Origin of the sequence: Parabacteroides sp. AF17-3 (genome assembly GCF_003635445.1) — a bacterium.
Lineage (GTDB): Bacteria > Bacteroidota > Bacteroidia > Bacteroidales > Tannerellaceae > Parabacteroides > Parabacteroides goldsteinii.
On record NZ_QTMM01000010.1, the window covers coordinates 175,603 to 190,059 of the forward strand.

Genomic DNA, 14,457 nt, shown 5'->3' on the forward strand with positions numbered 1-14,457 from the left:
TAAATATTTTACATTATGAAAAAGAAAAACATTATTTCTTTAGTCGGTGTGGTCGCTCTGTTAATGGGGCTTGGTTTGAATCTTGAATACGCACTGGATGATTATGGATTAAAGAGTAACTCATTGAATTTATTTGTGTTGGCACAAGCTAGTAATTCGGGAGGAGATCAATCTTATGGGCATCAGCAATCAACGACTGCCCACTGTGGGAAAACAACAACAACGGTTACAACTACGACTTCCGGAAATTCTTCTTCTGTAGGTGGAGGTGTTTCCGCAGGGATGGGAGGTGCTTCTGCTGGAGTTTCAGGAACTACAGGTAGTTCTAGTGGAAATACGACAACAACTACTGTAACAACAACAGAAGAGTATGATGCCGAAAAGCTATATTGTGAAGATGCTACTAACATGGTAGAAGTCTGTGTAAACTTTAATCCTTGTAGATAATAGAGATTATCTTGGACAAGTGTTTTTTGAGTTGATAATTAGCTTAAAAAATACTTGTCCGATGTAATTTGAATATGAATTATTATATTTATAATATGAATTGAACATGAAAATAAATATCTTATTATTTTTATTTACTTTAATTGTAATTTTTTCATCTTGTAGGAAAAATTCCCCCAATTTTTCTGATAAAAAGGAGGAGATTTCTCTTTTAAGAAATATAGAAAAGCCAATAGAAGTTCATATTGATTTGAACAATGATTGCTTGCCTTTTGATAGCTTGATGAATAAAGTAAACTATGTAAAGTTGGAAACTACAGGTGATAATCTTATAGGAGAAATTTCTCAACTTTTGTTTGTAGATGACAAAATCATAATAGTAGATGCTGGACAATCTAAAACAATTACAGTTTATAATGAAAAAGGCCATTATCTATATAAAATAGGAGCCTTTGGACAAGGACCAATGGAGTATGGAGCGTTGAATCATGTAGCTTTTACTCCGGGGAAAGAAATGCTTGTCATAACAGATTTGAAGAGTGGACGTCTAAAATATTATAGTATAGATGGGCATTATGTGAAATCGGTGAAATTACCTTATTGGTTTAGTCGTTGTGAGTTTATAACTGATAATTTGATTGCTGGTTTTTGGTCAGGAGGGACTGTTATACCAGGGGAAAATAAGAATTATAAGCCACTTTTGGTAGTTACAGACTTATTGGGAAATATTTCTTCTTCGGCGTTTCAGAGTTATTATAGGAAGGAATATACGAGTACAATTTTCGAACCGATTCGAAAATTCGAGGATCGTGTACTGTACAATAATCCAAATACAGATTCTATTTATCTATTGACCTCCAATAGTATTGAGTTAGCTTATCATCTGAATATAAAAGGAGCTAAACCAATGATAATAAATGAAGATATAACAAATGATCTATTGAGAGAGCATCGTCGGAATAACCCATTTTTCAATGGTGATTTTATCGAATTAAAGGATGGTGCTATATTTCATATTTTTGAATCAGGATTTCCTGGTTATCGTTTTGGTATTTATTCTAATGCTAAACAGCGTACTTTTTGTTGTAATGACATTCGTTATAGTCCTTTTTTCTGTTTTTTTGATGCTCCTAAAGCTCGCTATGGTGATAATACGGTAGTTGTAGATACTCGTTCGGATATTGTTCTTGCTTATAAAGATGAACTATACAAGCTTGGAAAGAAAGAGGAAATAGATGAGTTTTATAAAGATTTGACAGAGGATAATAATCCTGTCTTATTTTTTTATGAATTAAAATTTTAGTTTTATGTATAAAGTGAAAGTAATAATTGCCATTTTGCTTTTGGTTGACATATTGTTGAGTGTGATATGTTTGAACCTGTTCAAAGATAAAGCTTCGTTGACTGCCGAAAAACAATCTGTAAAGGATGATAGATTAATAGAAGTACTGGAAAATAATTTTAAAATAGGTATTTATAATGATAATTCTATTTTAGATACAACTAGAGTGATTCATGATTTGAATAAGAATAAAGTTGGTCTGTCTGAAATTTTAACAGATAAGCCTTGTTTGATTATTCGATTCGCGGAAACAAATTGTGAAGAATGTGTTCGCTTTCTGCTGATTAAAGTAATGAGATTGTATAATAGTGATCTTTTCAACAAAAGAATTCTGTTATTCGCTTCTTATCCAAATCGGCAAGCACTTAAAATATTGGTAGATCGTTTGAATATTAAATATCCAGTTTATCTAGTCGATAAACTGCCGATATTCTGTGAGCGGATAAATTTTCCTTATTGCTTTATGTTGGATAGTACAATGCGGACAAGTCATGTTTTTGTCCCAGACAAATATGAACCTCAGATTGCAAATACTTATTTCGAACTAATAGAAAATAGATATTTTAAATAGAAGTTGTATCAAAAAACTATATAACAGATGAATAAAATTATATTAGGAATTGCTTTGGCCTCTATTTCTTTTGGGTCATGTCATAAATCTTCTCAGAAACTTCAGGAAAAGATTGATAACTCTGTTCCAGTAGCTTCTATGATAAGTCACCAGAAGTCTGTAGAGGTGAATATTGACTTAAATAAAGATTGCTTACCATTCGATAGTTTAATGACTAAAGTCAACTATGTGAAGTTGGAAACTACAGGTGATAATCTAGTTGGAGGTATTTCTCAAATTTTGTTTGTTGATGACAAAATTATTATAGTAGATGCTGAGAAATCTAAAACAATAACAGTCTATGATGGGAAGGGCCATTTTTTATACAAAATAGGTACAAATACGGTAGTTGTCGATGCTCGTTCGGATATTGCTCTTGCCTGTAAAGATGAACTATACAAGCTTGGAAAGAAAGAGGAAATAGATGAATTTTACAAAGGCTTGACAGAAGACAGTAATCCGATCTTGTTCTTTTATGAATTAAAATTTTAGTTCTATATTCTCTGAAAATGAAAGAATGAAAAGAATATCTGTTATAGGTCTACTATTTATAATCTTATGTGTATTCTTCAGAGTTTTTGGAGGAGAGATCTGTCTTGTGCCGTCTTCGAGTATGGAGCCTGCAATTCTTATCGGAGATTGGTTGTGGATAGATAAATTGACTTATGGTGCTCGTTTGCCTGTTCGTTGGAGTGATATTCCATTAATAAATGTGTTTACATGGAACAGGACTTTATGGGAAAAAGATAGAGGAACAAATTGGGGGTATCGCAGAATAAAAGGTTTTAGAAGTCCATGCATCTCTGATATCATTGTTTTTAATAGTCCTGAAAGACCTGATATTTTGTTGGTGAAAAGGGTTGCAGGAGTTATTTCTGCCGGAGATACTATTACTTTTAATAGGGAGAATTATTCGAGTTTGAAGAAAATACTTGATAATGAGTATGTCTCTTCCTTTATGAGGAAAAATAACATCTATATAAATAGTAGGGGTGATTCCTGTTACCGGGTAAAGCAGAATTATTATTTTGTGTTAGGGGATAATTCCTCCGAATCTTACGACAGTAGATCGTTTGGTTATATTCCGGAGAGTTCTGTGGTTGGAAAGGTTGACCGTGTGTTGTTTTCGATCGATTGTGATCAGAAGGAATTTTGTAGATTTCGCTTTTTCAGATTGTTTCATCGTTTGCATTGAGATGTTTGCCCGTACTTGACATTACAACAGTCAAGTACGGGAGAGAAGGGCCTTTTGTTCATTACTTATTGTTATCGGTCGATTGATTGACAATCTTTTCCAGTAATTCCTGCATCTTCCCGATAACCGGTTCTTTTTCCAACCCATATTCCGATGCCAAGTGTTCCATTTGAGGGAAAGAAGTCCATACTTTGCCGTTCTTGTCTTCCCAAACAGAAATTTTAAGGGGTAACTCGATGGAGATGGCCGGGTTTTCCTGCATCAACTTTGTTCCTACCTTCGGAGATCCGAAGACAATAACCTGGTTCGGGCGTAAATCTAACCCTACTTCTTCTGCGTTTTTCTGATGATCGAATTTGGCGAATACCGGGATATCCATTTTCTGAAGGATTTGCTCGATCCGTCCCATCGTTTCGTCTACACTGAATTTGCTTGCCTGATTATTCATATTATTTGCTCCTTTTTGTGCCAGCACCACTCCTGCAAACAGGAGCCCTGCCAGAATAGATAAATACTTTCTCATGTTACACCTTTTATTATAGATCATTATTTTACAAAAATAGCGGAATGAGATGCTTTGTAAGATAACAGTTTTGCCTGTTGATTTGTCAATTTTCCGTATTATTTTACTACTTTGGCAGAAAATTTTTGAAATTGCATGCAGTATTCCCGCAGTCATTACATTTATATAATAAACACGCGCGGCGTTGATGGGTGAAGCAGAACTGATAAAGCAGTGTATGCGGGGTGTGAATGCAGCCCGTAAAGAACTCTACGATACTTATGCGGAACAAATGTTAAGCATTTGCTTCCGGTACACAGGAGGTATGGACGTAGCTTACGATCTGTTGCATGACGGATTCTTGAAAGTATTCTCCTCTTGCTCAAGTTTTTCGTATCGCGGAGAAGGGAGTTTGAAAGCGTGGATGAGCCGTATATTTGTAAATACGGCGTTGGAGTACCTTCGGAAAAAGGATGTCCTCAAACAAGTAGTCCCCCTTGATATTATTGCTGAAACAGAAGAAGAGCCTCCGGAGGAGATCGAACAGATCCCGACGTCGGTCCTGATGCAATTCGTCCAGGAGTTACCAACGGGATATCGCACCGTGTTTAACTTATATACATTTGAAGAACGAAGTCATAAAGAGATTGCCGAGCTTCTGCATATAAACGAACGATCATCATCGTCACAACTATGCCGGGCAAAAGCAATGCTGGTAAAGAAAGTAAACGATTACATTCAGAAACAAGCCGGAAGATGAAAATGGAAGATAAATTAATAGAGGAATACCGGAATCGGTCGGTTGAATACCGTCTGCCGTTGCCGGAGGATGGCTGGGAGAGGCTGGAAGCTGCGTTCGCTCCGGCTCCTGCTGAAGTTCGTCGCTTCCCTTATCGTTGGTTGGCGGCAGCAGTGTCTTTTTTGGCAGTTTTAGGTTCTGCTCTTTACTTTATGGGGATAGATAAAGAGATAGAGCCGGTCTTGTCGGATATCGTTCTTCCTGCGGAAAAAGTGGAGACTCCGTCTGCTCCGGTTGTACCGTTAGAGCCGATCAAACCGCAACCGGTAGTGAAAAAACTGGCGGCTACAGTGAAAACGGCTGAACCGCAGTTGCCAGACTTGTCGCAGGTAGTATCGGAGGTTTACATGTCTATTTCCGCTTATTTTCATGCGGAGATAGGAGAAGAGCATGCGACGGAAAGTAATTCGTACAATAACCGTTCCGTAGTGGAAAGCGGGCAGTACGAATATGTTCCGGAGAAGAGTTACGAGCCGTTACCGGTGGAACCGGCTCCTTCTGCTAAAGGATGGAGTTTTAGTTTGTATGCCGGGAATATGTTTGACCGCTATTCCTCTGCCACAGGAGGATTGCAGATGTTTAATGCGGCAACCCGTTCGGATGTAAGTGTGAATAATAACCCGGGTTCAGGGACATTTGACGACTACATGAAAGATGTGGCGTCGAATGCTCCTAACTTCGGGGATCCGGCAGACTTTACAATGTTTGAGAAGATTGCCGCTGCGAATTATCAGAAATCGACCGGAACGAAGATGAAGCACAGATATCCTTTGTCTGCCGGCCTTTCGGTTAAGAAGCGGATAAGCGACCGGTTGTCTTTGGAGAGCGGGTTGATTTATACCTTCCTTTCTTCGGAGTTGACCGCCGGTGAAGGTGATTTCTATAAACAGGAACAACGCCTGCATTATCTGGGAATACCTTTGAAGGTGAATTATACGATCTGGAAGAAAGACCGTTTGTCATTCTATGCTTCTGCCGGTGCTATGGCGGAGATGTGTGTGGATGGCAGTCTGAATACGGATTATTATCTGAATAACGTCCGTCAGCGTAAAAGTAAGACAGACCTTGATGTTGATAAAGTACAGTTTTCTGCTTTAGCAGCTCTTGGCGTACAATATGATATAGCAAAACCCGTTAGTATCTATGCCGAACCCGGTATCGCCTATTATTTTGATGATAAGAGTGTGGTTGAGACGATCCGGAAAGAGCAGCCACTCTGTGCATCGGTACAGTTCGGCGTGAGATTTGCTTTTTGATGACTAGGTGATGTTGATTTCCTGTACAGGAAAAAAGATGAGCAGAGTTTCCGACGGGAGGCTCTGCTCTTTCTTTTATATGTGTATATCTAATATTAAGTTACGTTTATTTTTTCATCCAAATAAATTGGAGAATGCAGATGGCAACAGTAAAATAGTCCTGCATAAGATCACATTTCAGTTGTTTTAAAGCGTTGTTGATATGGTATTCAACATTTTTTGTTGAAATTTCCAGTTGATCTGCAATTTCTTTATTTCTAAGACCGCTGTATCGGCTTAGCATAAAAATCTCTCTGGTCCGCATTGGCAATTTTTCTAATGAGATTGCTATTGCCTGGTTCAGTTCCTTTGTAATAAGTATTTCCAGTGAATCATCTTCAAGGACATATATATTGCTCCTTTGATAAACGGTATATTCATTCAGATCATCTATCGGTATTGTATTTAGTTGCAGGCTTTTCAGATAGTTTAGGCATTTATTACGGCTGACAACCATCAGATAAGTGATCAGGCAGGTATTATCATCCAGAATCTTTCTTTGATCCCAAAGGACCAGAAAGGTATCCTGTACAATTTCTTTTGCTGCCTCTTTGTTTATCACATAAATATTGGTAAATGCATATAAACGAGGCCAGTAAGATTTAACTATCTGTTCAAAGGCTTTTTCATTGCCATTCTTTAGTTGCTGTATCAGAAAAGATCGGCCCATAGTCCAATGGAGTTTTATCCATCAGTTCCCGAAGTGGATGGTTTGTATAAAGGAAGCGTGAGAACTGTTGATATATCTGGATCTGAGGCTCTCGACTGCCCACAACTCTGATATAAACAACAGACTCACGCTCTTTATCCTGAATACACAAGTATATAACATACCTGTCAGTGTATAACAAGGAAAAGAACATGAGCGTTTTGTTGTCTATTATCCAGAGTTGTTGAAATTGTCGAGATTTCAGATACAGGATAATATCTTTAAACGCTTATGTTTTGCTAATAAGTTGCATCCGGCAACGCTTTGCCTGTCTGCATATCATTTGCAAATATAAACAGAAGATATGAAATTCTTTAGTTTCTGCTCAATTTATTGCATTTTCGTTTTCATGTGATAAAATAATAAGATCGGATTATCATCTTCCGTAAGACCATCTAATAATAATTCAGCTAACTTTGAATCGCATTTTTGGAGTATATCATTTCTAGCTCCCACAATCTTGCTGGCACTAACCGGAACAACGATTGTATTATCTCCATAATAAAACCAAGGAATATGAAAAAAGCTAAATAGTGGATTTTTGCATTTCCCATTGTTTTCATAGGTTCTATCCTCTGATTTTACATATACTCCCCATGTTAAATAATCGACATTACTCATGTAATGAAAAACAGCGACATCTTTTAAATCAATAAAATGACTATTGAAATAATCGATGTTTCTCATTTGTTCTCTAAAATCGTCATCAGTTGTTGTCTCATCGATATGTAAATGGTTACCCCCTGCTATATTAAATGCATATTTTGCTTTAAAACTATTTTTGTTAACTTCAAATATAGTATCATTGAAAGGAGGATTAAAATAAATATTTGAGCCAAATCGATGAAGGGGATACCCTGTGGAATAGTGGAATTTATTACTATAATAACTTTTGTATTGTGAATAATATACTTTTCCATTCAAATCCGTTATTATAAATGTCGGTTTATCCGGTGTGCCTGGAATTTCATTTCCTGCATCATAATATCCAATCACAAGCTGATCCGTTATAAATTCCATATTAGAGAATGTATAGGGACGATGTTCTGTTTTTGCTAAAGAAGAGCCTGTTAATTGCCCTCCATTGTCATTAAGATAAAAATATTTCAGAGTCATATTCCCTGTATCCATGATTACCACTTGAGAACTATCAGGAGTTAAGGTCACATAGCTTAAAAATGCATATTCGTCCGGGGCTTGTCCCAAGCGTGAAATTTTGTTCAAAAACCGTCCTTGTTTATCATAAACAGTGACTGTCTTTGAGTTTCCTCTGTCCACCGCAATAATATTATCTTTTGTAAATAATAAATAGTTTATATGACCAATCAGGTTCTCATCCGTAGTCTCCAGTTTTACGAAAGAAACACTATCTATCAATTCATCATAGAAATAACCTTTTCCATGAGGATTCAATTTTATTTCTTTTACATTTTCCAGTGATGGAGCAAATATAGATACTTCAGGCTGATCTTTCTCCATAATCACAGATTTATCCTTTTCTCTTTTACAAGAAAACAAAAATAATATCACTATACAAAATAGAACACAATATTTATTCATAACTTTATATATGAGTAATTCAACATTTGCAAAGTTCCGCCGATGGGGTATTTCCATCGGCGGAACTGTTAATTTTTTAATAAAATCCATCACATGGATTATAATTCACACATCTCTCAATCAAATTGCTTCCATCACACCAGTAATGTTCTCCTGTGGTAGTCTTAATTGTAGTAGTACTCCCATAAACCGTTTCAATACTACACTTTATCCCTTCTTTACGTTGATGTCCATAATCGCTTGAACTGGAACTACCTCCTCCTCCAGATTGAGCCAATACCATAATTGGCAAAGAGTTAGTTTCAATACCATAATCAGCTAGTGCATACTGAACATTCATTACTAAACCTAACATTAGAACTATTGCTCCTAATGTTACAAATACTTTTTTCTTTTTCATAACAATTATTTATTAGTTATTATTGAATGGTTCTCCATGCTTTTTTAAAGGAGAACTGTTTTCTCTATTTTTAATTTGTTTTCTAACATGACTTTTTAATGTATCTGTGTCTTTCCAGTCTTTTGTGTAGGAGAAACAGTAAGTACCTAAATAAATTAGATATAAAGCAAAACAAGCCGAAATAAGTAACCTTTTCCATTTCTCTGATAAGGCTTGAATAAAATGAAAAAAAATCCAAACTGTTAAAAAAGAAGTTCCTATGCATCCTAAATAAAGATAGCGGTCAGCTACTATGGTAAAACGGGATATTGAAATTAGATGTAAGGCTACTGCAACATGTAGAACCAGAAATAAAATGGAAAACATTACAATTTTATTTTTCCTGTAAACAAATAACATTCCAGATCCTGTCAACACTATAATAGGATAAAACCATAAACGTAAAGGAATAGACTCTTCCGGTAATACAGGGAATGGATATATGTATGATAAATTTACAGGTAAAAATGATTTAACCATATATTCGAATGTTGTATAGCAGGCAAATAGAATTCGGTAATCCAACGAATAAATAAGTTCCTCTCCTTCGCTTCCTTGTGAAAGGATTGTTAGAATCCCTCCTAATAAAGACAAAGAGAAAAAAGAGATTTTTTCTACCCATAGTTCTCTATTATGAAAATCTCTGCCGACAAAATAATCTATGAGAAGTAAACAAACCGGTAATGTGACAGCCTGTTCTTTTCCTAAGAACGAACAGATAAAGAAAAACAGAGTTAACAGAAAATATGTGTTTCGTCGATTTTGCACATATTTTAGATAACAAAGTAAAGACAGCAAATAAAAAAACGTATATATTAAAACTTTGGAGGCACTAAGCCATGCTACAGATTCTACATTGACCGGGTGAATTCCCCATAGTAATGCGGTGAAAAAGGCTATAATTCTAATATTATACTCAATGTAGACATTACTCTTACTCAATAGCATAATAAAGAATCGATAAACTAAACAAACATTAGCTAAATGCCAGCATAGACTGGTAAGATGAAAAAATGAAGAATCATAACCAAATAAAGTATGTAACAACAAGTAATTCAATTCATTAAAAGGAGCATATTGGCCATGGTAAAAATCAGTTAGTATATACCATAAATTATTAATATTTATTCCTCCTGTGGTGTAATGATTCATCACAACCCATTGATCATCCCATTGATACAGAAAATTATGGTTTATTACTGGGCAATATACCAATATAACTATTGATATGAGCATCAGATAAGGCCAAACAGTGTCGAATGTAGTGTTTTTTTTCATACAATATTTAAAGTTTACAAGGATTGCTTTTACAAGAGGAACAACTTTTTTGGATTTTACCCTAGCTAAAAAATGAAATATTTTTACTTTTTCATCAAAATAAATTGGAGGATGCAAATGGTTACAATGAAATAGCCTTTCAGAAGATCATTTTAATTAGTTGTAATTCGTAAAGGTCATCTATCGGTGTGAGGGGATTTTAGATAAGGTTGAGGTGTTGATTTTCTATACAGGCAAAAAGAAGAGCAGGACCTCCTGTCGGAAATCCTGCTCTTTTTTACTTTTTACTAACATGTACCCGTTGAGTGGGTGCCATATTGTCGTTGCGGTAGTTGATCTGTTCGACTACGTTTTCTGCCAGTTCGCGGAAAGCTGCTCCGGTGATCGTGTCGGGATTCAAAGCGACAGGTGTTCCGTTGTCGCCTCCTTCGCAGATACTCTGTACGATGGGGATTTGTCCTAACAGGGGAATATTCAGTTCTTCTGCCAGACGTTTGGCTCCTTCTTTTCCGAACAAGTAATATTTGTTCTCTGGAAGTTCGGCAGGAGTAAACCAGGCCATGTTTTCAACTAATCCTAAAACGGGGACATTGATCTTTTCTCCGGTGAACATGCTGATACCTTTGCGGGCATCGGCTAAGGCTACTTCCTGAGGGGTGCTGACAACGATAGCGCCTGTGATAGCCAATGTCTGTACCAGAGTCAGGTGGATGTCGCTTGTTCCCGGCGGCAGGTCAATCAGGAAGTAATCGAGATCACCCCAGTTGGCGTCGCCGATCAGTTGCTTCAAAGCATTACTAGCCATAGCTCCGCGCCATAAAACTGCATCTTCCTTGTTTACAAAGAAACCGATTGAGAGTAGCTTTACTCCGTAGTTTTCTGCCGGTTGTATCAATTCGCGGCCGTCTACCTCTTCCATATAGGGACGGGCGTCTTCTACATTAAACATCTTAGGCTGGGAAGGACCAAAGATATCGGCATCCAGCAAACCTACCTTATAGCCGAGTCCTGCCAGGGCTACAGCCAGGTTAGCGGCAACCGTACTTTTACCTACGCCTCCTTTACCGGAAGATACGGCGATGATATTTTTAACCTGCGGAAGCAGTTTGTCCGGTTCGGGGCGTGCGGCCTGGCGTGCCAGAACTTCGATGTTTCCTTTGATGTCGACATCTTCGCCGACATAAGTCAGGATAGCTGTCTCGGCTGCCTTTACGACTGATTTGATAAACGGGTCGTTGGGTTTCTCGAAAAGGAGGGAGAAGCTCACTTTATTGCCTTCGATCCGTATGTTGTCTTCTACCATGCCCATTTCGACAAGGTCTTTTCCTGTACCCGGATAGCGCACTTTTGCAAGTGCGTCCATGATAAGTTTAGGATATATAGCCATAATATGATTGTATAATTGGTTGTCTTATTTGCCTGAAGCCAGTGCGCTGCGCTTGCTTCGGTTGAAACTGCGGTAAGGATCGAGCTCGATCTCTACGTCCGGTTCTACCAGTTCGTCTCTTTCTTCACAAACAAACTTGATGTATTTGATGTTCAGTCCGCGGTCGAGCCATTGTTGTTCGTAATAGGTTTTGATAGACAGAATATCGTCTATCAACCCCGAATGATACAGGTCGTTGTTGCTGAACAGGACTGGATAGTTGTTGGCTTTTACCATTTCACAGGTGTAAGTGTACATAAAGTTACTGTCGGTTTTGAGGTGGATGATGCCATCACCTGACAGTATTTCGCGGTACATCTTCATGAAACGGGTGGAAGTCAGTCGTTTGTTTACCTTTTTCATTTGCGGGTCAGGGAAGGTAAGCCATATCTCGGCTACTTCGCCGGCTGCAAAGAAATGTGAGATCAGTTCGATACTGGTACGCAGGAAAGCTACGTTGGTCATTCCCGAGTCATAGGAATCTTTGGCTCCGGTCCACATACGGGCTCCTTTGATATCTACGCCGATAAAGTTCTTGTCGGGGAACAGGTGTGCCAGTCCCACCGTATATTCACCTTTACCGCAACCCAATTCGAGCACAATCGGGTTGTCATTCTTGAAAAACTCCTTATGCCAGTGTCCTTTCAATTCAAATCCTTTCTCTTGCAGAACGGCAAACGGATACTGGAAAACATGCGGATATCCCGCCATATCGTCAAACTTTGCTAACTTATTTTTTCCCATGCTGCAAAGATAATACTTTATTCAAACAATGCCGATACTGATTTTTCCCTTTCCCGTACGATCCTGTCGAATTCGTCTTCCCGTTCTTTCGGTAACCGGGCTTTTTGTATCCATTCATCACTTCCGTAGACACCGGCTTTTTCGTAATCGAACGGTTTGAATCTGATTTTCCGGATCGCTTTTTGATTATTGAAATGGAAATCCAAGCGGTAAGGATCTTTGAATGCAGGGTCTTGTATGATAGAATGTTTGTCTTTGATGCCTTTCCAGGTATTCCAGTCGTTATCCAGAAACTTGGGAGGCATATTGTTACGCAGGTCCCAATAGCAATTGTAGTCCATATCTATGTTTGCTTTGTCCCAGGGACCTGACAGATATACTCCGTGATCCATTAGTATGATATTGGAAGTAAAGCTGAACGACTGATGTTCTTCGACCCGCGTAAATTGCAGTTGCTGATGATGATTGAAGGCGAAAATATTGTTTCGTATGCTATTCTTTTCTCCGTAATGCTGATGGAAACCTCCGCTTTTACAACCGTATACCAGATTGTTTTCCATAACGACACCGGTACTTCCCTCATCAGTATAAAGTCCCCAGCCGCCATAATCATAAGAATAAATATGATGGATTACATTATTGTGGATACGGGTTCCGGGAGAGATACCCAATGTGTAAACGGCTCCCATATCGGACAATTCTCCCCAACCGATATGATGAATATTATTGTAAGCGATCTCATTATTAACGGCGTAGCTTTTCCCATATCCCCAGACCCAGCCGACGGAAACTCCTGAATACAACAAATCGGATATTTCGTTATGAGTAACTTTGTTGTCGGAAGAATTGAAAATGGCGACACCGACCCCGCATGGAAAAACAAATCCGGTTTTCTGTATGATATTGTTATCGACTGTAATCTTTTTGGTGAGAAGGTTCGGATCGGGAGTTTCATATTCTCCGATCTTTACAGCCCCGGCTCCCAGGTCAGTCAGATAAGAATGTTCCAGATTACAGTTCGTACAGGCTTTTCTGAACCATATAGCGTAGTTTCCTGTATGTTTGATTTCACAGTTTTCAAAACGGATATTATCCGCAAAGTCGAGATGGATTGCGGCATCGACAGGGGAAGCGGCCTGAGCCGGATCATTACCGGTCTTCGGCATGACATACCCTGAATGTTCAAAAGAGAGGTTACGGAATGTGATGTTTTTGACCGGATAGCCTTTTTCTCCCTTTATTGTGAGTAGCCTGTTTAAAACCGGGGCATGGGCGATGCTTGTTTCCATGATTTCTCCTTTACGGGGAATATAATATAAGTCGCCGGAAGGCTCCATAAACCATTCCCCTTCGGCCGTCATGGCTTGTTTGTAGTTTTCGAGGATGAAACGGCTTCCTTTTTGTATGGGGTTCCAGGGTTTCATCCCTTGTCCGTTCAGGAAAAAATAACCGGAGTCAGGTATTGCCATGGAGAGATATTTACGGGTATTATCCCATTTATGATAGCACATAACCATTACTTCGTTCAACTCTTCTTCGGAGAGACCTTGCAGGGATACCATATCTTCCGGCTTTGCCTGAATACGTTGTGTGGCATATTCCGGGGAACGCCCCGTCCCTTTATAATGAATGGTCTCATCTGCTTTTTCCACAAAGAACCATCCGGTATCGGGAGTCCGGGCCCGGGTGGCTCTGTTTCCATTGACGTACAGTTGCTCGATCTTTAATCCATAACGGGCAACTTCATCGACGTGCGTTTTCCACCATCCTTCGGGAGTTTTCTCCCAGGAAGTGAGAGTTATTGCCCCGCTGATTACCGGCTTGTCTTTCCCTTCTCCTTCAATAACAACCGGTACGGAAGGAGATTTATCTATCCGTAATGTTTGGTTCAATGGATAAAAACCGGATTGGATGCGGATATGAACCGTATCGTTGCCGGTAGTATTAAGTCCTTGTTTCAGGGCTTCTTCAATTGTCCCATAAGGAGATTCAGAAGTCCCTTTTTGAATGCCGGTCGTTCCGGGAGATACATAAATCGTATTCTGTGCAATGATTGCAGATGAACAGACGGATAAAAGATATAAGAATAAATGCCTTTTCATGATTAATAG

14 protein-coding genes and 1 pseudogene are annotated in these 14,457 nt (G+C 38.4%); 7 read left to right on the forward strand and 8 right to left on the reverse strand.

The window, feature by feature from the left end:
- Positions 1-15 precede the first annotated feature (15 nt).
- The 5 genes from DWW91_RS14730 to lepB all read left to right on the forward strand — a co-directional run bounded on the left by DWW91_RS14730 (position 16) and on the right by lepB (position 3,594).
- The gene (locus tag DWW91_RS14730) at positions 16-447 is read left to right on the forward strand and encodes a hypothetical protein (protein ID WP_122328161.1); all 432 of its coding nucleotides are present in this window, start codon (positions 16-18) and stop codon (positions 445-447) included.
- Positions 448-553: 106 nt separating this feature from the next.
- Positions 554-1,750 carry a 6-bladed beta-propeller gene (locus DWW91_RS14735; RefSeq protein ID WP_122328162.1) on the forward strand — a complete coding sequence of 399 codons (1,197 nt, stop codon included), beginning with the start codon at positions 554-556 and terminating at the stop codon, positions 1,748-1,750.
- A gap of 4 nt (positions 1,751-1,754) precedes the next feature.
- Positions 1,755-2,360: a hypothetical protein gene (locus tag DWW91_RS14740; RefSeq protein ID WP_122328163.1), complete on the forward strand. Its 606-nt coding sequence runs from the start codon at positions 1,755-1,757 to the stop codon at positions 2,358-2,360.
- Between the two features lie 27 nt (positions 2,361-2,387).
- Complete coding sequence (locus DWW91_RS14745) at positions 2,388-2,891, forward strand: 6-bladed beta-propeller (RefSeq protein WP_122328164.1); 504 nt, start codon at positions 2,388-2,390, stop codon at positions 2,889-2,891.
- Between the two features lie 25 nt (positions 2,892-2,916).
- Positions 2,917-3,594: a signal peptidase I gene (lepB, locus tag DWW91_RS14750; RefSeq protein ID WP_122328165.1), complete on the forward strand. Its 678-nt coding sequence runs from the start codon at positions 2,917-2,919 to the stop codon at positions 3,592-3,594.
- Positions 3,595-3,655: 61 nt separating this feature from the next.
- On the opposite strand, the pseudogene DWW91_RS14755 reads toward lepB, so the two are convergent.
- Positions 3,656-4,054: pseudogene (locus DWW91_RS14755) on the reverse strand (DUF302 domain-containing protein); the annotation flags it as partial.
- Positions 4,055-4,304: 250 nt separating this feature from the next.
- Here DWW91_RS14755 and DWW91_RS14760 point away from each other — a divergent pair.
- Both DWW91_RS14760 and DWW91_RS14765 read left to right on the forward strand, forming a co-directional pair.
- Positions 4,305-4,856, forward strand: coding sequence for an RNA polymerase sigma factor (locus DWW91_RS14760; RefSeq protein ID WP_007655089.1), 552 nt, complete (start codon positions 4,305-4,307; stop codon positions 4,854-4,856).
- On the forward strand, positions 4,853-6,151 hold the full coding sequence (locus tag DWW91_RS14765) for an outer membrane beta-barrel protein (protein WP_122328166.1): 1,299 nt from the start codon (positions 4,853-4,855) through the stop codon (positions 6,149-6,151). The genes DWW91_RS14760 and DWW91_RS14765 overlap by 4 nt, the downstream gene beginning before the upstream one ends.
- 106 nt (positions 6,152-6,257) lie before the next feature.
- Here DWW91_RS14765 and DWW91_RS14770 read toward each other — a convergent pair whose 3' ends face one another.
- The 7 genes from DWW91_RS14770 to DWW91_RS14800 all read right to left on the reverse strand — a co-directional run bounded on the left by DWW91_RS14770 (position 6,258) and on the right by DWW91_RS14800 (position 14,448).
- Positions 6,258-6,860, reverse strand: a complete 603-nt coding sequence (locus DWW91_RS14770; RefSeq protein ID WP_046145409.1) for an RNA polymerase sigma-70 factor — start codon at positions 6,858-6,860, stop codon at positions 6,258-6,260.
- 369 nt (positions 6,861-7,229) lie between these two features.
- Positions 7,230-8,378, reverse strand: coding sequence for a 6-bladed beta-propeller (locus tag DWW91_RS14775; RefSeq protein WP_232312495.1), 1,149 nt, complete (start codon positions 8,376-8,378; stop codon positions 7,230-7,232).
- 157 nt (positions 8,379-8,535) lie between these two features.
- Positions 8,536-8,859, reverse strand: a complete 324-nt coding sequence (locus DWW91_RS14780; protein WP_233584496.1) for a hypothetical protein — start codon at positions 8,857-8,859, stop codon at positions 8,536-8,538.
- A 12-nt stretch (positions 8,860-8,871) separates the two neighbouring features.
- Positions 8,872-10,176, reverse strand: a complete 1,305-nt coding sequence (locus DWW91_RS14785) for a hypothetical protein (RefSeq protein WP_122328193.1) — start codon at positions 10,174-10,176, stop codon at positions 8,872-8,874.
- A gap of 277 nt (positions 10,177-10,453) precedes the next feature.
- Complete coding sequence (locus DWW91_RS14790; protein ID WP_044214807.1) at positions 10,454-11,563, reverse strand: Mrp/NBP35 family ATP-binding protein; 1,110 nt, start codon at positions 11,561-11,563, stop codon at positions 10,454-10,456.
- A 24-nt stretch (positions 11,564-11,587) separates the two neighbouring features.
- Positions 11,588-12,346: a tRNA (guanosine(46)-N7)-methyltransferase TrmB gene (gene trmB, locus DWW91_RS14795; protein ID WP_122328167.1), complete on the reverse strand. Its 759-nt coding sequence runs from the start codon at positions 12,344-12,346 to the stop codon at positions 11,588-11,590.
- 17 nt (positions 12,347-12,363) lie between these two features.
- Positions 12,364-14,448: a right-handed parallel beta-helix repeat-containing protein gene (locus tag DWW91_RS14800; RefSeq protein ID WP_122328168.1), complete on the reverse strand. Its 2,085-nt coding sequence runs from the start codon at positions 14,446-14,448 to the stop codon at positions 12,364-12,366.
- Between the last annotated feature and the right edge of the window lie 9 nt (positions 14,449-14,457).

Excerpts from the sequence above, each read along its gene's own strand:
- DWW91_RS14730 (WP_122328161.1), top strand. The coding sequence starts at position 16 with ATGAAAAAGAAAAACATTATTTCTTTAGTCGGTGTGGTCGCTCTGTTA.
- DWW91_RS14735 (WP_122328162.1), top strand. The coding sequence starts at position 554 with ATGAAAATAAATATCTTATTATTTTTATTTACTTTAATTGTAATTTTT.
- DWW91_RS14740 (WP_122328163.1), top strand. The coding sequence starts at position 1,755 with ATGTATAAAGTGAAAGTAATAATTGCCATTTTGCTTTTGGTTGACATA.
- DWW91_RS14745 (WP_122328164.1), top strand. The coding sequence starts at position 2,388 with ATGAATAAAATTATATTAGGAATTGCTTTGGCCTCTATTTCTTTTGGG.
- lepB (WP_122328165.1), top strand. The coding sequence starts at position 2,917 with ATGAAAAGAATATCTGTTATAGGTCTACTATTTATAATCTTATGTGTA.
- DWW91_RS14760 (WP_007655089.1), top strand. The coding sequence starts at position 4,305 with ATGGGTGAAGCAGAACTGATAAAGCAGTGTATGCGGGGTGTGAATGCA.
- DWW91_RS14765 (WP_122328166.1), top strand. The coding sequence starts at position 4,853 with ATGAAAATGGAAGATAAATTAATAGAGGAATACCGGAATCGGTCGGTT.
- DWW91_RS14770 (WP_046145409.1), bottom strand. The coding sequence starts at position 6,860 with ATGGGCCGATCTTTTCTGATACAGCAACTAAAGAATGGCAATGAAAAA.
- DWW91_RS14775 (WP_232312495.1), bottom strand. The coding sequence starts at position 8,378 with ATGGAGAAAGATCAGCCTGAAGTATCTATATTTGCTCCATCACTGGAA.
- DWW91_RS14780 (WP_233584496.1), bottom strand. The coding sequence starts at position 8,859 with ATGAAAAAGAAAAAAGTATTTGTAACATTAGGAGCAATAGTTCTAATG.
- DWW91_RS14785 (WP_122328193.1), bottom strand. The coding sequence starts at position 10,176 with ATGAAAAAAAACACTACATTCGACACTGTTTGGCCTTATCTGATGCTC.
- DWW91_RS14790 (WP_044214807.1), bottom strand. The coding sequence starts at position 11,563 with ATGGCTATATATCCTAAACTTATCATGGACGCACTTGCAAAAGTGCGC.
- trmB (WP_122328167.1), bottom strand. The coding sequence starts at position 12,346 with ATGGGAAAAAATAAGTTAGCAAAGTTTGACGATATGGCGGGATATCCG.
- DWW91_RS14800 (WP_122328168.1), bottom strand. The coding sequence starts at position 14,448 with ATGAAAAGGCATTTATTCTTATATCTTTTATCCGTCTGTTCATCTGCA.